The 20,074-nt window shown below is 70.7% G+C and carries 17 protein-coding genes; 10 read left to right on the top strand and 7 right to left on the bottom strand.

Annotated elements, in window-relative coordinates:
* Window positions 1-87 precede the first annotated feature (87 nt).
* Window positions 88-1,290 carry an MFS transporter gene (locus tag GVL05_RS02420; protein ID WP_159570985.1) on the bottom strand — a complete coding sequence of 401 codons (1,203 nt, stop codon included), beginning with the start codon at window positions 1,288-1,290 and terminating at the stop codon, window positions 88-90.
* A gap of 90 nt (window positions 1,291-1,380) precedes the next feature.
* Between GVL05_RS02420 and GVL05_RS02425 the strand changes: the two genes are divergently transcribed.
* On the top strand, window positions 1,381-2,082 hold the full coding sequence (locus GVL05_RS02425; RefSeq protein ID WP_235035805.1) for a GntR family transcriptional regulator: 702 nt from the start codon (window positions 1,381-1,383) through the stop codon (window positions 2,080-2,082).
* A gap of 194 nt (window positions 2,083-2,276) precedes the next feature.
* Here GVL05_RS02425 and GVL05_RS02430 read toward each other — a convergent pair whose 3' ends face one another.
* Window positions 2,277-2,429 carry a hypothetical protein gene (locus GVL05_RS02430; protein ID WP_159570996.1) on the bottom strand — a complete coding sequence of 51 codons (153 nt, stop codon included), beginning with the start codon at window positions 2,427-2,429 and terminating at the stop codon, window positions 2,277-2,279.
* A gap of 227 nt (window positions 2,430-2,656) precedes the next feature.
* Here GVL05_RS02430 and GVL05_RS02435 point away from each other — a divergent pair, with 227 nt between their 5' ends.
* The 7 genes from GVL05_RS02435 to GVL05_RS02465 all read left to right on the top strand — a co-directional run bounded on the left by GVL05_RS02435 (window position 2,657) and on the right by GVL05_RS02465 (window position 11,596).
* A complete protein-coding gene (locus GVL05_RS02435) occupies window positions 2,657-3,757 on the top strand; it encodes a LacI family DNA-binding transcriptional regulator (protein ID WP_235035806.1) in 1,101 nt (366 codons plus the stop codon).
* 304 nt (window positions 3,758-4,061) lie between these two features.
* The gene (locus tag GVL05_RS02440) at window positions 4,062-5,819 is read left to right on the top strand and encodes an ABC transporter substrate-binding protein (protein ID WP_235035807.1); all 1,758 of its coding nucleotides are present in this window, start codon (window positions 4,062-4,064) and stop codon (window positions 5,817-5,819) included.
* On the top strand, window positions 5,816-6,796 hold the full coding sequence (locus tag GVL05_RS02445) for an ABC transporter permease (protein WP_111085432.1): 981 nt from the start codon (window positions 5,816-5,818) through the stop codon (window positions 6,794-6,796). The genes GVL05_RS02440 and GVL05_RS02445 overlap by 4 nt, the downstream gene beginning before the upstream one ends.
* A complete protein-coding gene (locus GVL05_RS02450; protein WP_131847635.1) occupies window positions 6,793-7,737 on the top strand; it encodes an ABC transporter permease in 945 nt (314 codons plus the stop codon). The genes GVL05_RS02445 and GVL05_RS02450 overlap by 4 nt, the downstream gene beginning before the upstream one ends.
* Window positions 7,734-9,527 (top strand): ABC transporter ATP-binding protein, encoded by a 1,794-nt coding sequence (locus tag GVL05_RS02455; protein ID WP_235035808.1) that lies wholly within the window; start codon window positions 7,734-7,736, stop codon window positions 9,525-9,527. Before GVL05_RS02450 ends, GVL05_RS02455 begins: the two co-directional genes overlap by 4 nt.
* Window positions 9,524-10,393, top strand: a complete 870-nt coding sequence (locus GVL05_RS02460) for an alpha/beta fold hydrolase (protein WP_159571002.1) — start codon at window positions 9,524-9,526, stop codon at window positions 10,391-10,393. Before GVL05_RS02455 ends, GVL05_RS02460 begins: the two co-directional genes overlap by 4 nt.
* A 12-nt stretch (window positions 10,394-10,405) precedes the next feature.
* Complete coding sequence (locus GVL05_RS02465) at window positions 10,406-11,596, top strand: glycoside hydrolase family 1 protein (RefSeq protein WP_159571083.1); 1,191 nt, start codon at window positions 10,406-10,408, stop codon at window positions 11,594-11,596.
* 13 nt (window positions 11,597-11,609) lie between these two features.
* Here GVL05_RS02465 and GVL05_RS02470 read toward each other — a convergent pair whose 3' ends face one another.
* The gene (locus tag GVL05_RS02470) at window positions 11,610-12,824 is read right to left on the bottom strand and encodes an ankyrin repeat domain-containing protein (protein WP_159571005.1); all 1,215 of its coding nucleotides are present in this window, start codon (window positions 12,822-12,824) and stop codon (window positions 11,610-11,612) included.
* Window positions 12,825-12,910: 86 nt separating this feature from the next.
* Here GVL05_RS02470 and GVL05_RS02475 point away from each other — a divergent pair, with 86 nt between their 5' ends.
* Window positions 12,911-14,587: a glycosyl hydrolase gene (locus GVL05_RS02475; protein WP_159571008.1), complete on the top strand. Its 1,677-nt coding sequence runs from the start codon at window positions 12,911-12,913 to the stop codon at window positions 14,585-14,587.
* Window positions 14,580-15,710, top strand: a complete 1,131-nt coding sequence (locus GVL05_RS02480) for an acyltransferase (RefSeq protein ID WP_159571011.1) — start codon at window positions 14,580-14,582, stop codon at window positions 15,708-15,710. The genes GVL05_RS02475 and GVL05_RS02480 overlap by 8 nt, the downstream gene beginning before the upstream one ends.
* Here the strand turns inward: GVL05_RS02480 and GVL05_RS02485 are convergent.
* Genes GVL05_RS02485 through GVL05_RS02500 form a run of 4 tightly spaced genes read right to left on the bottom strand, consistent with a single transcriptional unit; the run spans window position 15,683 to window position 20,030 of the window.
* Window positions 15,683-16,579, bottom strand: a complete 897-nt coding sequence (locus GVL05_RS02485; protein ID WP_159571014.1) for a glycosyltransferase family 2 protein — start codon at window positions 16,577-16,579, stop codon at window positions 15,683-15,685. The two genes, GVL05_RS02480 and GVL05_RS02485, sit on opposite strands and share 28 nt — an antisense overlap.
* Before the next feature lie 33 nt (window positions 16,580-16,612).
* Window positions 16,613-17,530, bottom strand: coding sequence for a glycosyltransferase family 2 protein (locus GVL05_RS02490; RefSeq protein ID WP_159571017.1), 918 nt, complete (start codon window positions 17,528-17,530; stop codon window positions 16,613-16,615).
* Entirely contained in the window at window positions 17,527-18,606 is a 1,080-nt protein-coding gene (locus GVL05_RS02495; protein WP_159571020.1) for a polysaccharide pyruvyl transferase family protein, read from the bottom strand. The genes GVL05_RS02490 and GVL05_RS02495 overlap by 4 nt, the downstream gene beginning before the upstream one ends.
* Window positions 18,603-20,030, bottom strand: coding sequence for a polysaccharide biosynthesis tyrosine autokinase (locus GVL05_RS02500; RefSeq protein ID WP_159571023.1), 1,428 nt, complete (start codon window positions 20,028-20,030; stop codon window positions 18,603-18,605). Before GVL05_RS02500 ends, GVL05_RS02495 begins: the two co-directional genes overlap by 4 nt.
* Between the last annotated feature and the right edge of the window lie 44 nt (window positions 20,031-20,074).

The following is a 20,074-nucleotide window of genomic DNA, read 5'->3' on the forward strand; positions in this document are numbered from 1 at the left end:
CGAGCCGCGCGCGTACCTTATCGAAACGGGCGTACCTGGTCAGTTCTTTCGACCAGGTACGCCCGTTCCTACAGTGCATCGCGCGGGTCAGTCGTGCGACCGGTCCGCACGCGGGACCAGCGGCAGGGCCAGCAGCGGCAGCACGGCCACGATGCCGAACGACGCCGCGAACCCGAGCGCCGTCACCAACGCGCCGATGCCCGGGCCGACGGCGCTCGCCGCGATGAACTGCCCGGTGTTCTGCGTGCCGAGGGCGCGACCGGACCAGAACGGCCCGGCCGCCTCGGCGACCGACGTGTAGGCCAGCCCGTTGTCCGCCACGGTGACGCTCGTCGCGATCACCAGGAACACGGCGCCGGCCGCCAGGTGCGTGACGTCGACGAGCGCGAGGAGCCCCATCACGACGGCGGCACTCACGACGACGATCCGCAGCGGTCCGACGCGTGAGCGGGCCCGGTCGCTCCACACCCCGACCAGGATCCGCCCGATCGCCCCGACGAACTGCGACGCCCCGACGAGCAGCCCTGCCGCGGCCGTCGACCAGCCCAGCCCGACGAGCCACACCAGCCCGTAGATCGACAGGGTGAACTGCGGCACCACGAGCAGGATCGACACCGCGTGGATCCGCCACAGGAACCCGCTCGCCCGGTACGGGTTCGCCGTCGCGTCGGCCGGTGCCGTGTGCCGGGCCGGTCGTGGCGGGTTCTGGATGCCGACGGCGCAGAGCACCGCGAGCACGGCGCAGAGGACGATCGGCAGGACGAGGGCCGCGCGGATCCCGGACCCCTCGGCGAGCTGCGGCACGGTGACGGCCGCGAGCGTCACCCCGAGCGGCTGCGACATCTGCCGGATGCCCATCGCGAGCCCGCGCCGCTCCTTCGGGAACCACCCCACGACGACCCGGCCGCTCGCGGCGTTCGTCGACGCGCTCGTCATGCCGCCCAGCAGGAAGGCCAGCCCGAGCAGGACCGGGTCGCCCGCGGCGAGCCATGCCCCGACCACCGCGAGGGTCGTCAGCACGAGTCCGCCGGCGATCACGATCCGTTCGCCGATCCGGTCGGTGATGGCGCCCCAGGCGATGAGCGTCAGGACCATGCCGAACGTCGGCGCGGCGGCGAGGACGCCCGCCACGGTCAGGGACGTACCGTTCGCGTGCAGGTACGGGATGAGCAGAGCGGGAGCCGTCACCACCAGGGTCCCGGCGGCCTGCGCGGCGACCCCGAGCGCGAGCATCGTCCACGCTCGGCGGCCGATCGTGGTGGGCGTCGGGGGTGCGGCGGTCGCGGTCATCGTGGTGGCTCGCATCGTTTCATGTCGGAAGCAATTGGTATACCACAACGGTATACCATTCCGGCGGTGTCCCCGCTAGAGTTGTTGGCCGTGACCGACACGACCGATGCAACCCCGGTGTCGCAGACGGCCCAGCTCTACGACAACCTGCGTGCCGCGATCCTGACGCTCGACATCGCGCCGGGCGAGCGCATCTCGGAGCGCGGTCTCGAAGCACGGTTCCACGCCTCGCGGACCCCCGTCCGTGCCGCACTGTCGCGGCTCGAGCGCGAGGGCCTCATCCTGCACGAGGGGCGCTCGTGGACGGTCACCCCGATCGACCTCGACGAGATCGCCTCGCTCGCCGAACTCCGGGGCGTGCTCGAACCCGCCGCCACCCGACTCGCGGTCGAGCGGGCGAGCGCCGAACAGCTCGCCGAGGTCCGCGGGCACCTCGACGCCCTGCGCCCGACACCCGACCAGCAAGCCGGCATCCGGATGGGCTCGACGTTCCACCTCGACCTGGCGGCGCTCGGCGGCAACCGGTTCATCACCGACGCGATCGCCGATGCCCTGACCCGTCTCGAGCGCACCCGGTGGATCGAGGTACGCACGCCCGAGGCCCGCGACGCCGCGTGGGACGAGCACAGCGCCATCATCGACGCCGTGCGCGACGGCGACGCCGACCGTGCGGCCGGGCTCGTCGCAGCGCACGTCGCCGGGACGAACGACCGGTTGCTCGGCTGGATCGCACAGGAGCGCCGCCGACTGCGCGGCGCGGGCATGACGATCGTCGGGGCCACCGAGCGCTGACGCGAACCGCGTGACCTGACGGAGCACGAACCCCGGGGCCCGGCATGACGCGCGGCGCGTGACGCGCGGCGCGTGACGCGGTCCGCCGTGACGCGAGCAGGGCACTGGACGCGACCGCCCCGGAGACGCGACCCGACAGCAGGTGCCGGTCCGCGCCTCCTGGCCGTCGCCCGGTCGACGCCGGACGTGACCCGCTACGGGCGGTCCGCGCGCTCCTCCGTCGCGTCGAGCTGGTCGAACGTCGAACCGCCGCCGTCGGTGCGCTCGAGCAGCGCGTCGCGCACCTCGGCCTCGTCGTGGCTCGCGCGGTTCGCCAGCTTGCTTCCGGATCGTGTCGCCTGTGACATGTCGGTGTCCTTCCCCTGCGTGTGGGCATCGTGGTGTGCGCGGGCATCCTGCCCGCCGGTGCGCTTCCTCACGGGACGTACTGAGGTCGTGACAGTGTCGCGCGGTCGCTCCGGCCGCCGCAAGGGCTTTCGTCACATGTGGAGAAGTGCCGTCACGGACCGTGCCTAGGATGGTGCGGCCGCGCCGCCCCGGTGCGCACCAGCGGACGTCGGACGGGAGGCACGGCTTGGCTGCACCACGTACCGCACCTCCCACGGTCTACGACGTCGCCAGTGCCGCGAACGTCTCGATCGCGACCGTCTCGCGCGTGCTCCGCACGCCGGACGCCGTCCGCGAGGGCACCCGGGACCGCGTCCAGGCGGCGATCCGCAGCCTCGGCTACGTCCCCTCCGGCAACGCCCGAGCCCTCGCCGGCAAGCGCACCGGCGTCGTCGGACTGCTGCTGCCCGGGTTCGACGTGGTACCCGACGAACGGCCGGACCTGGTCACCGACGGGGGCGTCCGCGTGGTCGACGACCGCCGCCACGTGACCCAGCCGTTCTCCTCGAACCTGTACTTCGACGAGGTCCTGCGCGGCGCCGAGACCGAGGCCTGGCAGCGCGGACTCGCGCTCATGGTCGCCGCCGGTCGGGGGTCGTCGCGCGACGTGATCGTCAACGACGTCGCCGGCCGGGTGGACGGCCTCGCCGTGCTCGCGCAGACCGTGCCGGACGACCTGCTCGAGCACGTCGCCCGTCGGATCCCGGTCGTGGTGCTCGCCGACGACCGGCGGTCGCACGGGTTCGACTCCGTGAGCGTGGACAACAGCGCCGGCATGCGGACGCTCGCATCGCACGTGATCGGGCGGCTCGGCATCCGGTCGCTCGCGTACGTCGCGGGCCCGATCGACTCGCCGGACGACATGGAGCGCTCGACGGGCTTCCGGTCAGCGTTGGCAGACCACGGGGTGCTGGCGTCGTCGGTCCGGGTGGTGCACGGCGACTTCGGCCGGGCGCGGGCGCGGGAGCTGGCGGCGACGCTGCTGGCGGACGAGGTGCCCCGGGCCATCGTGTGCTCGAACGACCAGTCGGCACTCGGGGTGCTCGACGCCGCCACCGCCCGGGGCCTGCGCGTGCCGGAGGACGTCGTCGTCACCGGCTTCGACGGCATCGACGCCGGGCGCTTCTCGTCGCCGCGGCTCACCACCGTGCACCAGCCGATGGGGGAGCTCGGGCGTGCTGCGGTGCGGGCGATCGTCGACCGGCTGGACCACCGCGAGGGGCCGCCGCGCGCCGTCCGGCTGCCGGTCGAGGTGCTGCTGCGCGAGAGCTGCCCGCCGGCGCTGTGACGAGCGGTGCGGCGAGCGGCGCGGCGAGCGGTGCTGCGAGCGGCGCGGCGGTGCGTCCGCACCGTGCGGCTTTGGTCATCCCGTGCGACGTTGACCGCCCGGTGCGGGCCTGTAACCGCGCACGGAGCGGGCAGCCTCGCACCCTGCGACGGAACGCGCACCGTGCGCAGCGACCCTCGCTCCGACCCTCGCTGCCGCCGCCCGCGCCTACGTACCACCCCGGCACGGAACCCCGGTGTTGCGCGACGCGATGTAAGCGCATACATTGACCCAGTACCGATTCGACACGGAGGTCGACCGAGCAATGACGCTTCCCCCACAGCGCACGCGCGGCAAGCGCGACCCCGGGACCCGCGCTCCCGGAACGCGCCCCGGCAGCACCCGACGACGCGGACGCCTCGTCGCGGCGATCGCCGGGCTCGCAGCCGTGGCCCTCATGGCCACCGGCTGCAGCATCCAGGTCCGGTCCGAACCCGATCCCACGATCGGCAAGGACACGATGCTCATCAACGCGGACCACGGCAACCCGCTGTTCGACCGCAACTTCAACCCGTACATCGCGAACGCCCGCACGGCCTCCAAGTGGATGTACGAGCCGCTCATCGAGATCAACCCCCTCGACGGCAAGGGCACCCCGTGGCTCGCCAGCAAGTGGAGCCAGCCGGACGCCAGCACGATCGACATGACGATCCGCCAGGGCGTCGAGTGGTCCGACGGCTCACCGTTCTCGGCGAAGGACGTCGCCTTCACGTTCGACCTGCTGAAGAAGTTCCCGGCGATGGACGTCAAGGGCGCCTGGCAGCACATCAAGAGCATCGAGGTGGACGGCGACCACGTCGTCTTCCACCTGAAGAGCGACGACGTGCCGAGCCTGAACATCATCGGCGCGACGTACATCCTCGGTGAGCAGCACTGGGGCGGCGTGAAGGACCCCACGACGTTCCGCGACCCGAACCCGGTCGGCACCGGCCCGTTCGTGCTCGGCAACTACACCGACCAGCAGTACTCGATGGACAAGAACCCGACGTACTGGCAGGCCGACAAGATCGCCATCAAGCACCTCATCCTGCCGGCGACGAACACGCAGCTCGACACCGTCACCCGCGGCTACGACTGGGCGTACTCGTTCATCTCGGACGTCAAGGGCACCTGGGGCGCCGCGTCGAAGACGAACCAGTGGTGGTTCCCGGCCGGTGGCGTGATCGGCCTCATCCCGAACCTGACGAAGGCCCCGTACAACGACGTCAACGTCCGCAAGGGCATCTCGCTCGCGCTGAACCGTGACGACATCGCCGAGACCGCGTCCGAGGGCAACCTGGCGGCAGCGGGCCAGACCGGCCTGATCCTGCCGAACCAGGAGAAGTACCTCAACCCGGACATCCCGGACAAGGGCATGATCACGCAGGACGTCGACGCTGCGAAGGCCGCGTTCGCGAAGTCCGGCTGGACCGAGCAGGGCGGGAAGATCATGAAGGACGGCAAGCAGCTGTCCATCACCATCATGACCGCGAACGGCTACTCGGACTGGCTCCGTGCCGCGCAGGAGGTCCGTCGCGACCTGACGGCCATCGGCGTGAAGGTGACGATCCAGGCACCACAGCCCGCCGGCTACCAGCAGAACATCAACAACGGCACGTTCGACATGGCGATGGGCGGCATGGGCAACGGTGACGTCTACCAGGCGTTCAACTCCCTGCTCAGCAGCGACTTCTACCAGCCGGTCGGCAAGTCGACGGTGAACAACTACGAGCGCTACAAGAACGCCGACACCCAGAAGCTCCTCGACGAGTACAAGGCGACGACGGACACGGCGAAGCAGCAGGAGATCCTGAACCAGCTGCAGGAGATCGTGTACGACGAACTGCCCGTGATCGGCATGTACTACGGCGGGCTCTGGGGGCTGTTCAACACCGGCAAGTTCGTCGGTTGGCCCAGCGCCGAGGACCCGTACATGGCCCCGCAGAACTACGACTCCGCACCGCTGCTCATCTTCTCGAAGCTCCGGCTCCGGGACAGCGCAGCCGGCCAGGAGATCCTGAAGCAGCAAGAGGACCAGAAGTGAAGTACATCCTCCAGAAACTCGTCCTCTTCGTCCTGACCCTCTGGGCCGCGGTCACGCTGAACTTCGTGCTCCCGCGCCTCATGCCGGGCAGCCCGTCGGACGCCGCGCTGGCGAAGCTCAGCCAGAACGGCCCCGTCACCGAAGCCACCAAGAAGGCCATCGAGGCCCAGCTCGGCGTCCCCACGGGCAACCTGTGGGACCAGTACGTCAACTACCTGCACCAGGTCGTCACGCTCGACTTCGGGGTGAGCTACACGTTCTACCCGCAGCCGGTCGGCGACCTCGTGTCGAAGGCCCTGCCGTACACGCTCATCCTGGTCGGCGTCGTGACGATCCTCGCGTTCGTCCTCGGCACCCTGATCGGCGTCGCGGCGGCGTGGAAGCGCGGCACCTGGCTGGACTCGCTCCCGACGCTGTCGGGGTCGTTCATGTCGACGTTCCCGTACTTCTGGACCGCCCTGCTCCTGCTGTTCTTCCTCGGCTACGTGCTGCACTGGTTCCCGACCACGGGCGCCTACTCGGCGACCACCACCCCGGGGCTCAACGGAGCGTTCGCGGCCGATGCCCTGCAGCACGCGGTGCTGCCCGCGGTGACGATCCTCGTGACGAGCCTCGGCGGCTGGATCATCGGCATGCGCAACGCGATGATCAACACGCTCGGTGACGACTACGTGACCTTCGCCGAGGCGAACGGTCTGCGCGGCCGCACCGTGGCCGTCCGGTACGCGGCGCGGAACGCGATCCTGCCGAACCTGACCGGCTTCGGTCTGGCACTCGGTGGCGTGGTCGGCGGTTCGGTGCTGGTCGAGCAGGTCTTCGGCTACCCCGGCATCGGCTACCTCCTGTTCAACGCCGTCATCGGGCAGGACTACCCGCTGATGCAGGCCCTCTTCCTGATGATCACCGTGTCGGTGCTCATCGCCAACTTCATCGTGGACGTCATGTACGGCGTCCTGGACCCGAGGACGCGCCGATGACCAACAACGCCACTGTCGCTGTCCGGACCCAGGACACCGACGAACAACAGGCTCCTTCCAAGTGGAAGAGCACCGCCCGCCAGTTCGGCGTCGTCTGGTCGAACTCGAAGGCCCGGATCGGCATCATCATCCTCGCGGTGTTCGTGCTGGTCGCGATCTTCGCGCCGCTCCTGGCCCCGTACGGTGCCAGCCAGAACGGGTTCGCCCGGTCCGCCGACGCGACCGCCGACCACTGGATGGGCACCACCGCCGCTGGCGAGGACGTCCTGTCCCAGATCATCTACGGCGCACGGATCTCCGTGATGGTGGGTGCCGTCGCCGGCATCCTGTCGACGCTCGTCGCCGTCGCGATCGGCCTCAGCTGGGGCTACGTCCGCGGGTGGATCGGCGAGGTCATCGGCTTCATCGTGAACCTGTTCCTGGTCATCCCGGGCCTGCCCCTGATGATCGTCATCGCGGCGTACCTGCAGAACGGCGGCATCGCGGTCATCATCGCGGTGATCGTCGTCACCGGCTGGGCCTGGGGCGCACGCGTCCTGCGCAGCCAGACGCAGTCCCTGCGTGGTCGCGACTTCGTGACGGCCGCGCAGTTCTCCGGTGACGGTGCGACCCGCATCGTGTTCCGCGAGATCCTGCCGAACATGACCTCGCTCATCGTCGGCTCGTTCTTCGGGGCGGCCACGAGCGCGATCCTGGCCGAGGCGGGCCTCGAGTTCCTCGGGCTCGGCGACTCGTCGATCGTCAGCTGGGGCACGATCCTCTACTGGGCGCAGAACTCCAACGCGCTGCTCACCGGCCAGTGGATCCTGCTCTTCGCCCCCGGCCTCTGCATCGCGCTGCTCGCGATGAGCCTCACCCTGATCAACTTCGGCGTCGACGCCGTGTCCAACCCGCGGCTGCGCGAAGGCGCGCGCCCGAAGCGCAAGGAGGCGACCGCATGAGCGGCTCGCGAACGTACGCAGATGACGGCCTGGAGGCGCGGGACGGCGCCGCCACGGGCCTCCCGTCCGACGGTGGTGACGCCCAGGGCGTCCTGCTGGACGTCCGCGACCTGTCGGTCGTGTACGAATCGGCCGGCCAGACGGCCGTCCAGGCGGTCGACCACGTGTCGTTCAGCCTGCGGAAGGGCGAGTTCGTCGGCCTGGTCGGTGAGTCCGGTTCCGGCAAGTCGACGCTCGGCTACGCGCTGACGCGCTTGCAGAAGCCGCCGGCGCGCACGAACGGCGGCAGCATCGTCTTCAACGGTCACGACATCCGTGACCTCGACGAGGAAGCGCTCCGGCAGCAACGCCAGGGCGGCTTCGCGATGGTGCTGCAGTCCGGCATGAACGCGCTCAACCCGGTGCGCACCGTCCGGAACCACTTCATCGACATCTTCAAGGCCCACGGCCACGTGTCGCGCGACCGCTGGGACGCCCGGATGAAGGAGCTCATCGAGAAGGTGAAGCTGCCGACGTCGATGCTCGCCCGGTTCCCCGGGGAGCTCTCCGGCGGCATGCGGCAGCGTGTCTCGATCGCCCTGGCCCTGTCGCTCGAACCGCAGCTCATGGTGTTCGACGAGCCGACCACGGCACTCGACGTGCTCGTGCAGCACGCCGTCATGGACACGATCATCGAGCTGCAGCAGTCCGAGGGCTTCACGGCGATCCTGATCAGCCACGACCTCGGCATCGTGCTCGAGGCCACCGAGCGCGTGCTCGTCATGCACGAGGGCCGCATCGTCGAGGACGGCGGCTCGAAGGAGCTCCTGCGCAACCCGCAGGACGAGTACACGCAGATGCTCTTGTCGCACTACGCCGACCCGCGGGCCGAGATCGTGTCCCTGCCCGGGTTCCCGGACCGGTCGCAGCGCGCGACGTCCGGCGAGAAGCGGCAGGAGGCCACGTCGTCGTTCAGCACCGTCGGGTCGCGTGAGCGCTCGGCGGCGAAGAACCCGATCGTCGTCTCGAACATCGTGAAGACCTACCCGGCGCCGCGCCGCGGCGAGCAACCCGTGCAGGCCGTGCGCGACGTGTCGTTCACCCTCGAGCCGGGGCAGTCGCTCGCCCTGGTCGGCCAGTCCGGTTCGGGCAAGTCGACCATCGCGAAGCTCCTGACCGGGGTCGAGAAGCCGACGACCGGCACCGTCCGGTTCGGCGACCTCGACGTCGCACGCCTGGGCAAGCGAGGCCTGCGGGACCTCCGCTCCGAGGTGCAGATGGTGTTCCAGGACCCGTACGCGGCGCTCAACCCGCTGCACACCGTGGAGTACACGCTGTCCCGCCCGATCGCGAACTACACGGACCTGACGGGGCAGGACGCCCGTCGCCGCGTGCTCGAGCTCCTCGAGACCGTGGGCCTGACCCCGGTCGAGCAGTTCGCGCAGAAGCTCCCGCACCAGCTCTCCGGTGGGCAGCGGCAGCGCGTCGTCATCGCCCGGGCACTCGCGTCCGACCCGCAGGTGATCATCGCCGACGAGCCGGTCTCGATGCTCGACGTGACGTTGCGCGCCGGCGTGCTCGCCCTGCTCGAGGACCTGCGCGAGCAGTGGGGCGTCTCGCTCCTCTACATCACGCACGACCTGCTCAGCGCGCGGCTCATCACCGACGACATCATGGTGCTCCACGAGGGTGCCGTGGTCGAGCGGGGACGGACCGCCGAGGTGCTGCAGAACCCGCGGGACCCGTACACGATCGCCCTGCTCGACGCCGTGCCGAACCCCCGACGCGCCCTCGCGGAGGGCCGGCTGTGACCACGCTGCACGACTTCCCGGCGGTGCCGGCGTTCGGCCACCTGCCGACGCCGGACGGTGTCGACGTCGTCGGCATCGACCTGCCGATCGGCCGCCTCACGGCGTACCGGATCGTGCCGTCCGGGGTGTCGAAGGGCGTCGTGCTCATCGTCCCGGGCTACACCGGCTCCAAGGAGGACTGGCGCACGTTCCTGCCACTCCTCCGCGACGCCGGGTGGTCGGCGGTGGCGATCAGCCGCCGTGGACAGGCCGACTCGGTCTCGCCCGACGACCGCACGGCGTACACGCTCGAGCAGGAGGCCGCCGACGTCGTCCGCGTCGCCGGACTGCTCGACGGCGGCGCTCCGGTCCACCTCATCGGCCACTCGCTCGGCGGCGTGATCGTCCGCGCCGCAGCGATCGCCTCGCCGACGTCGTTCCGCGACGTGACGATGTTCTGCTCCGGCCCGCACGGCTGGTCGTACCGCAAGGCCGCCGAGAAGACGATCGTCGCCGACACGTGCTCCAACCGTGCGCTGTTCGACGCGCAGAACCCGCTCTGGGCCGGCCGCCCCGACGCCGAACTCCCCGACGACGCCCGGATGGTCCGCGAACGCTTCGACCACACGAGCGTCCTCAGCGTCCTCGGCGGCGCGGCGATCCTCGAGGACCGCGCCGACACCACCGAGGAACTCCGCGCGACCGGACTGCCGGTGCTCGTGGCGCACGGCGTCTGGGACGGCGCCTGGCCGATCCCGTGGCAGGCGGACATGGCGTCGCGTCTCGGTGCGTCGTACGAGGTGATCGCCGAGAGCTACCACGGCCCCCAGATCGAGAACCCGCTCGGCACGGTCGCCGTCTTCGATGCGTTCATGAACGCCCACTGAAAGGACCCCGTCATCAGCACGCTCGACTTCCCGAAGGGCTTCCTCTGGGGCGCCGCCACCGCCGCGCACCAGATCGAGGGCAACAACGTCAACTCGAACTGGTGGGTGCACGAGCACGAGCCGGACACCACCATCGTCGAGCCGTCCGGCGACGCCGCGGACAGCTACCACCGCTACCGCGAGGACATCCGGATCGCCGCCGAGCTCGGCCTGAACTCGTACCGGTTCAGCATCGAGTGGGCGCGCATCGAGCCGGAACGCGGGTTCGTCAGCCGCGCCGAGATCGACCACTACCGCCGCATGGTCGACGCCTGCCACGAGTTCGGCATCGAGCCGATCGTCACGCTCATGCACTTCACGGTGCCCCGCTGGTTCGAACGCGACGGCTTCTGGCGCGCACCCGACGCGGCCGACCTGTTCGCCCGCTACACCGAAGCCGCGCTGCCCGTGGTGTCCGACGGTGTCCGGTACGTCTGCACGATCAACGAGCCGAACATCGCCGCGATGCTCGCCGGCGGGGAGGACGCGTCGAACCTGGTGGCGTACGGCCTGCCGAACCCGGACCTGGGCGTCGCCGACGCCCTGCTCGAGTCCCACAAGCGTTCGCGGGAGGTGCTCTCCCAGGTGGATGGCATCCAGAGCGGCTGGACCATCGCGACCCAGGCGTTCAAGTCCAACGGGGAGCCCGGCGCGGACGCGATGCTCCGCGAGTACGGGTACCCGCGCGACGACTGGTACCTCGAGAACGCCGCCGGCGACGACTTCCTCGGCGTGCAGGCGTACACCCGGACCTTCATCGGCGCTTCCGGTCCGTTGCCCGTGGCGGACGACGTCGAGACGACCCTCACCGGCTGGGAGTTCTACCCCGAGGCCTCGGCCGACGGGCTGCGCAGCGCGTGGGAGCTGTCCGGCGGTGTCCCGCTGATGATCACCGAGAACGGCATCGCCACCGCCGACGACACCCGTCGACAGGCGTACACGCAGGGCGCGCTCGAGGGCATCCACCGCTGCATCGACGACGGCATCGAGGTCCTCGGCTACCAGCACTGGTCGCTCCTGGACAACTACGAGTGGGCGTCCGGCTTCCGTCCGACCTTCGGCCTGGTGTCGTGGGACCCGGAGACCTTCGAGCGCACCCCGAAGCCGTCCGCGCACTGGTACGGGAAGGTCGCCCAGGCGAACGCCATCGAGACGGCGGAGTAGCCCGCCGGCTCGATCAGCTCCCCGAGTAGTAGTGCGCCAACTGCTCCGCGACCGCTCGGTCGCGGAGCAGTTCTGCGCGAGCGGTGGCGGTCGAGCCCTCGTCGTCCTCGGCGTTCACGTCGACGTCCAGGGCGAGCACGGACCGCACCGTGTCCAGGTCACCGGAGTCGACCGCGGCGATCAGCAGGGACGCGCCCCGTGAGCCGAGCGCCCTGGTGTCCGCACCCGCGGCGGCGAGCGAACGCACGATCGCGGCGTGGCCACCCCAGGCGGCGCGGACGATCGGGGTGTTGCCGTCGGTGTCCCGGGCCTCCAGGTCGGCGCCCGCAGCCACGAGCACGTCGATCGCCCGACGTGCGTCGCGGTCGATCGCCAGCGTCAGCGGCGTCCGCCCCTCGGTGTCGGTGAGCTGCAGCGACGCGCCGCGGCGCAGGAGTTCCTCGAGCATCTCGGGCCGGTCGAACCACGCGGCGGCGTGCAGCGGGGCGAAGCCCCAGCGCGGGTCGACGTCGTCGACGTCACTCGCGTCGTCCGCCAGGTGCAGTCCGCCCAGGTCGCCGTACGCGGCGGCACGCACCACCTCGGTGGCGTACTCGACCCAGCCGTCCGGCACCGGACCGTGCCAGCCGCGCGCTGGCCGTGCGTCGAGCTCCGTGTAGACGGACTCGGGCACGCTGCGGATCGCGACCCGGACGCCCCGGAAGCGGATCGCGACCTCGCCGACGGGGGAGACGAGCAGGCGGAGCTCCCACTGGTCGAGCTCGTGCAGGTACTCGAGCTCACCGCGCACGACGTGGGCGTCCCCGGCGAGCAGTGCCGCGGGGTCGGTGTGGGGTGGGTCCACCACCGCGTCGCGGAGTCGGAGCGTGACCCTGGCGTGGTTCCACCGGCGCCACAGGCCGTCGGGGGTGTCGAGCACCTCGTCGTTGCGGACGATGACCTCGGTGTGCACGACGACCGGGTCGGGGACGCCGTGGCCCGGCAGGTCGACCGCCGTCCCGGTGTCGTCGTCGTCCTCGTCGTCCGGGTGCGCGGGGTCCGGGTGCGCGAGATCCGGGTGCTCGACGTCCCATCGTGCGATGCGGGAGTCCGTCCACTTGACGGTCAGGAGTGCGGCGACGGCCGGGGGAGCGTCCTCGAGCACGCGGGCGACGTGTTCCCGCTGCCCGTCGAAGTCCTCGAGGGAGACGTAGCCCACGGACGGCCAGTTCACTCGACTCCATCGCACGGCCCGAGACTAGTTGACGCCACTTCCGAACTCGGCGTCATTCAACATGTTTGGCGTCGGTACCGGCACCGGGCGAGCGTGGTGGGATGCCATCGACCCACGTCCCGTCCGACTCCCGACCTCCCGCGACCCGTCCCCGCAGGAGAGCCTCCGGCGTCGTCGTCCTCGCCGCGGCGACGACCCTGCTGCTGTTCGCCGAAGCGACTGTGCGGCAGCCGGCCCACGCCGCCGGAGCATCGACGGCGACCGCTCGACCGACGATCCAGCCGATGTCGGCCAACGGTCTCTTCGCACCGGATCAACCGGTCACGTTCGCAGTCGGTGCCGCGGGGACACCGGCGCTCGCGGACGTGGGCTGGCGGATCACCGACGCCAGAGGCGTGCTCGTCGAAGCCGGCGACGCCGTCGTCGGTTCCTCCGGACGAGCGGAGATCCGTCCGACTCGACGTCTCAACGCGGGCACGTACCGCGTGACGGCGCACGGCCCCGCTCTGCCCGAGACGTCCTTCCGGTTCGTCCGGACGCCGGGCGTCGAGCACCGTGACGCCTTCTTCAACGTCACGATGAACGGCTCGCCCGGGCCGGTCGCCGCGGCGCTCCCGACACTCGACGGGCTGGGCGCCGCGGGCTTCCGCCAGGACCTGCAGTGGTCCACCGTCGAGAAGGTGCCGGGCGTGTTCGACTTCCGTAGCACTGATGCGCGAGTGGACCCCATCGTGCGCGACCGTGGCGTCGCTCCGCTGTTCGTCCTCGACTACGGTCACATGGCGTACACCGGCGGCGCGATGACCCCGCCGGACGTCTCGGACCCGGCGCAGACAGCAGCCTGGCGCCGGTTCGTGTCCGAGGCGGTGACGCACGTGCGCGACCGGTACCCGGACGCCGACCGCTCGTTCGAGATCTGGAACGAGTGGACGAACACCCACGGCACCCGTTCCGCCGACCCTGCCGCGTACATCGCGCTGTCACGGGTCACGGCCGCGACGATCAGGAGCGTCGACCCGGATGCACGGATCGTCGGGCCGGCCGAGAACGCCGTGTCGTCGGGCGAACTCCGCTGGCTCGACGAGTGGTTCCGGCTCGGTGGTGCCGACCACATCGATGCGATCAGCGTGCACCCGTACAACCAGCCGTACGCGCCGGAGCACTGTGTCGCGACGAACCCGTGCATCGAGAACGCGCTTCGTTGGCTCCGGGACAAAGCGGCGAAGTGCCCCCGTGCGAACGGCGAACCGTTGCCGATCTGGATCACCGAGGTCGGATGGCCGACCCCGAACGGCAGGCCAGGCTGGGTCTCCGAGGACGACCAGGCGGCGTTCCTGGTCCGGACCCACGTGCTCGCCGCGCAGTACGGCGTCGAGCGGGTGTTCTCGTTCGAGATGGCTGCCCCGGACCAACCTGATCCGGACGGCAGTGCCAGGACCTTCGGGCTCGTCGACGCGCCGAGCCGCGCGTACGAGCCGAAGCCCGCTGCCGCTGCGTACGCGACGATGCAGCGCCAGCTCGCCGGCATGCGGTTCGCCGGTCAGTTCGTGACGGGTGCCGTGCGCGAAGCCCGGTTCGTCTCGGCCGACGGCACACGCTCGGTGCGGGTCGTGTGGCAGACCGCTGACCGCTTCGACGAACTGCCCATCAGTGTGAGTCTGCCCGGCGACGGCACCATCGTCGACGCCTACGGAGGCACGAAAGCCATCCGGGGGACCGGTGGCAAGCTCGCGATGTCGGCGACGTGGAAGCCCCGGTTCGTGGTCTGGAATGGGTGAACCGGCGGACCGCCTCACGCAACTCGACGGGCTCCGCGGCCTCGCGGTCCTGCTCGTCGTCGCGTCGCACACCGCAGAGTCGGTCGTCCCCTACGGCGGGGTCGTCGGGGTGACGACCTTCTTCGTGCTCTCCGGCTTCGTGATCACCCGGGCGCTCCTCGACGAGGCCGAGCGTGCCGGGCGGATCCACCTCGGCCGGTTCTGGCTCCGCCGCGCGGCACGGCTGCTCCCGGCGTGGACGGCCGTCCTGGTCGTGGTGACCGTCGCGGTGATCGTGCTGGCAGACCCGATCCGCGGTGACCTGGCCCGCGTCCTCGCCACCGTCGGGTCCTACACGGGCAACCACGCCCGGGTGCTCGGCGTCGAGCTCGGACCGTTCGAGCACACCTGGTCGCTCGCCGTCGAAGAGCAGTTCTACCTCGTCTGGCCCCTCGTCCTCATCCTGCTCGGCGTCCTCGCCCGCACTCGGCCCCGCACTGCCGCGGTCGCGCTCTGCGGACTCGTCGGTGCTGCGGTCACCTGGCGGGTCGTCGGCACGGTCGTGCTGCCGTACGACCGCCTGGCGTACGGGCTCGACACGAGCGCCGCCGCCCTGCTCGTGGGTGCGCTCGCCGCGTTCGCCGTGCGCACGGGCAGTCTCCGCGGTCTCGGTCAGATCGACTTGCGGACCGGACGTCCGAGCGCCGTCGTGCTCGGGGTCGGCGGCGTGGGCGCGACACTGCTCGTGGTGCTGTCGGTGTGCACGCTGCCGATCACGGTCGGGTCCCTGCCCGGTGCGGCTCGCTGGGTCGAGACGGCAGCGGTGGCGGTCGCAGCGCTCGTCGTCGTCGCAGGGGCGCTCGGTGGTGCTCCCGCGCTCGACCTGGCGATCGCTCGCTGGTTCGGGACCATCTCGTACGGGCTCTACTTGTGGCACTACCCGCTGCTCCGAATCGAGCCCGGGGGTGACCCGTCCACCGGTGTGGTGCGCCTGGGGCTCGCTCTGGTGGGCATCGGTGTGGCCTCGGCATCGTGGTACCTGCTCGAGCGGCCGGTGCTCCGCGCGACACGGTCGTGGGGCAGACACCCCACGACCCGTCCCGCGGCCGGCGCACCTCAGCGCGTGCGTGGGTGCACGGGGTGACGGTGCCCGGCGTCATCGCGGCCGAACCACCCCTGCCACCGCCCGGCGAGCTGGGCGTGCTGTTGCTCGACCGCGGCGGCGTCGCGCCGGACGCGAGCGATCACGAGCGCGACCACCGATCGGCTGACCCAGTAGCTCGCCTGCCCCCAGCAACCGTGCTTCCGGAGCACTCGCCCGAACCCGCGGTTGTACCGCCTGACCTTTGCGAGGACCGCGGTGGTGGGTCCGTCGTCGCGGAAGTCGCCGTGGTGCACGTACAGGTCGGCGTCGAAGTCGACCCGCACCCCGGCCTCGACCGCGCGCATGACCAGGTCGTTCTCCTCGCCGGAGCCGAAGGGCTCCACACCCGACCCGAGCGTGTCGTCGAAGTCCCCGATGTCGTCGAGGACCTCTCGCCGGAAGAACACCCCGGAGCAGATGACGGTGCGCGGGACGTCCCGCACCCGGATCCGTCGGGATCGCCCGAGCCACCGGAGCATGGTGCCTCGGCCGGTCGCGTCCTTCGTCGGGATGCACAAACCGCTGAGCCGGGGTTCTTCGTCCACCCTGCTGAACCGGGCATCGATCGCGGACAGCACGCCGGTCGGGTACCAGCAGTCGTCGTCCGGGAACCCGACGAGGTCAGCGCGGAGCGTTCGCATCCCAGCGTTCCGGGCGGTACTCACCCCGCTGGCGCCGGGCTGGTGGATGTACTCACCGTCGCCGTCCCGGATCATCGCCGCGAGCCGGTCGGGTACTTCGGGGACCGGGCGCTGCGCGACGACCGAGAGGAAGACCCGGTACGGCTCGGCTTGGATCGACCGGATCGCTCGGTCGAGGTACTCGGGCGGCCGGTTCGTGGCGATGATCAAGTGGAATCGATGGTGCATCGGGCCAGTGTCGTGGCGCATCTCGTCAGGATCCTACTTCTCGGTATGTTGTGGACGAAATACCACGGTTCCACAGGCCGGGTACACCCGGCCCTCGTCGTCCCGGCCCCGCCATCCCTGCAACCGAGCGCTCATCTGCGTGTGCTGGAAGCGCGCTCCGTCGCGGTCGCCACGGACGGTCCGGACGACGGTCCCGACCAGGCCGCGACCGATCCAGTACGCGGCCTGCCCGTACAGACCGTGCTTGCGGAGGACCCGACCGAAGCCGCGGTTGTACCGGCGGACCTTCGCGAGGGTCTCGGTCGTCATACCGGCGTCACGGAAGTCCGGGTGCCGCACCGACAGGTCCGGCATGTAGCGCATCCGCGCACCGGAGGCGAGGGCGCGGAGGACCATGTCGGTCTCCTCGCCGGCCCCGAAGGGCGTTCCGGAGCCCGTACCGAGGTCCTCGTCGAAATCGCCGAGGCGTTCGAGGACGTCGCGACGCATGAAGATCCCCGAGCTCACGACGGTCCGCGGCACCCGCCAACTCGTGACGTCACCCGGGCGCCGGCGCCAGCGGAGCATCGTGCCCTGCTCGTCGCTTCCGCGGGAGGGGATCGAGGCCGCGTCGAGCCCCTGCGTCGCGAACCGGTGCGAGATCGTCGCCAGGACGCCGTCGGGGTACCAGCAGTCGTCGTCCGGGAACGCGATCACCTCACCGCGGAGTCGAGTCATCCCGGCGTTCCTGCCCCGGCTGACGCCACGGACGTCCGGCTGGTGCACGTGTTCGGCGTGCCCGGCGTCGATGAGCGGCTGCAGCACGGCCAGTGCATCCGGAGTCGGTCGCTGCTCGACGACGGTGACGAACACCGACACCCCGGCGCGCTCGATCGTCTCGAGGCAGCGGGCGAGGTGGTCCGGCGTCCGGATCGTCGAGACGACGAGGTGGAAGCGGTGGTCGGCGTTCACGCGTGGGCCTTCGTGCGGGCGAAGAGCTCGGCCGTCGGCGAGCCTGCGGTCTGCCAGTCGAGGAGGCGCTGCTGGACGGAGCCCAGCCGCTCCCGGAGCTCGGCCGTCCGGGCGCGGATCCCGTCACGGTGTCGGGTGGCGATCTGCATCTCGTGGACGAGCTCGTCGACGTCGTGGCCCACCGTGATCGGCGCGGGGCCGTCCGTGACACTGCGCCAGAAGTCGTCACACTTCGACGCGTACGACAGCGGGACAGTGGGCACGTCGAGCGAAACCGCCGCGATGGCGCCGTGGAGTCGTTCGGACACGACCAGGTCGCATCCCGCGATGGCGGCCATCGTCGTCGGGACGTCGACGTACTCGTGCACGACCGCCGGTGTGCGCAGGCGGGCGGCCAACCCGTGCGCCGCCATGCGGTCGGCCCCGGACAGCGCGAACGCGACGACCTCGGTGGTGCCGGTCGCGGCCGCGTGCCGGTCGACCGCCTCGGCGATCGTGTCGACGTCGAACCTCGTGGTCGGATCAGATCCGATGCTGACGCCGATCCGGCCGTCGGGCCGGACGGTGCGTTGGACGTGGACGAGCTCGGGGTAGAGCAGCGCCGGATCGCCCACGACGTCGACCGGGCACAGGTTCGTGGTGACCTCGTGTTCGGTGAGCGGCCCACGGACACCGTGCAGCGCGAACCGGTCGAGCGAACGCCAGGCGTCCCACTGCTGCGGTTGTGTCCCGAGCGAGTAGCTGTCGTCGGCGGCAGCTGCCCCGAGACCGAGTCCGATGGTGCCGGTCGCGCCGAAGTACCGGGTCGCACGGTCGACGTGTCCGGCCCAGGACGCGAACCCGACGGTCGTGCCGCCACCGAGCAGCACGAGCCGCTCGCGGCCGATCAGCCGGGCGCGGTCGCGAACGAAGCGCGGTGAGCGGCGAGCGTAGTCCCGCCGGGTCAGGGGCGCCTCGACGTCCAAGGGGTGACGGAGCGCGGCACGCCAGGTCTCGTGCAGGAGGTCGTCGCCGAAGTTGCCGTACCCCTGCCAGCCGAGGTAGACGAACGATCGGGGCGGTGTGCTGCGGGTCATCGGGTTTCCTTCTGTTCGGTGGTGGCGGTCGAGTCGTTGCGTGCGCGTGACGAGCGGCGAGGGCTCTCGCTCACCGGCGCCGAGGGCTCGTAGTTGTAGTAGGTCTTCATGCGTCGCTGGGCTGGGAGGCGGTTCACCACGAGCCCGAGCAGTCGTGCGCCCACCTGCCGCAGGGTCTGCTCGGCCGCGACGAAGTCGGCGCGCCGTGTCTGTCCGTTGACGCTCACGACGAGCAGGACCCCGGAGCAGATGGCGCCGAGGACGGCGGGGTCGGTCACCGGGAGGAGCGGCGGGGCGTCGACGATCACGACGTCGTAGCGGGATTCGAGCTCGCGGACGAGGTCCGCCATCCGGCTGGAGCTCAGGAGTTCGCTCGGGTTCGGCGGCACCCGCCCCGCAGCGAGGACGTGCAGGGGGTTGTCCCCACCGACCTCCTGGATGGCATCGTCGAGCGCGACCTGTCGGGTGAGCACGGTGGACAGGCCGACGCGGCTCTCGATCCCCAAGTACGTCCCGGTCGTCGGGCGTCGCAGGTCGGCGTCGACGAGCAGGACCCGCGACCCGTTCTGCGCCAGCATGAGCGCGAGGTTCACGGCGGTCGAGGACTTGCCCTCGCCCGGGGTCGCGCTCGTCACGACGATGCTCTGCGGACCGCCGTCGAGGTTCGTGTACGTCAGGTGCGTCCGCAGCTGCCGGAAGCTCTCGGCCCGGGTGCTGTAGCGGTTGTCGACGGCGACGAGGGGGTGTTTCGCGATGGTGTCGTCCACCCCGAACTCGCCGAGCACACTCGCCGTGGTGAGGCGCCGGAGCGCGTCGAACGACCGCAGCCGGGTGTCGAGGACCTCGCGGAGGACTGCCTGCGCAACACCGAGTGCGAGGCCCGCGAGGACCCCGATCGCGATGTTGACCGGGATCCGCGGAGCGAACGGCATCGTCGGTGCCTTCGCCTGCTGGAACACGCTCAGGTGGACGAGGTCGCTCTGCTGCGATGAGCGCTCGACCTCGTCCACGACGGCGACGAGCTGCGTGGTGACCGCGTTGGCGATCGCCGCCGCACGGGCCGGGGACGTGGACGTCGCGCTGAGCGAGATGATCACGGTCTCGTCGGTGGAGGACGCCGTCACGACCTTCGAGAGGTCGGTGCCGGCCGGGAGTCCGAGCTGCTTCGCCGCGGCGCCGAGGACGCGCGGGGTCAGTGCCAGCGCCGTGTACGACTTCACGCGCGCCGCCGAGAAGTTGTTGCCCTGACTGAGGTCGGTGACCGACGAGCCGGCGGCGACCGAGACGAAGACCTCGCTCGAGGCGCGGTACTCCGGCGCCTGCACGAGGGTGACGCCGACGGCAGCCGACGTGGCGAGGAGGACCAGCGCGAGCGCGGAGATCCATCGCCGTCTGATCACTTCGAGGAACTGCGAGAGCGTCACTGGGGGCCTTCCGGGAGGCGATCGGATGTGTGATACTTATCGTA

The organism is Curtobacterium sp. 18060 (genome assembly GCF_902706105.1).
GTDB lineage: Bacteria > Actinomycetota > Actinomycetes > Actinomycetales > Microbacteriaceae > Curtobacterium.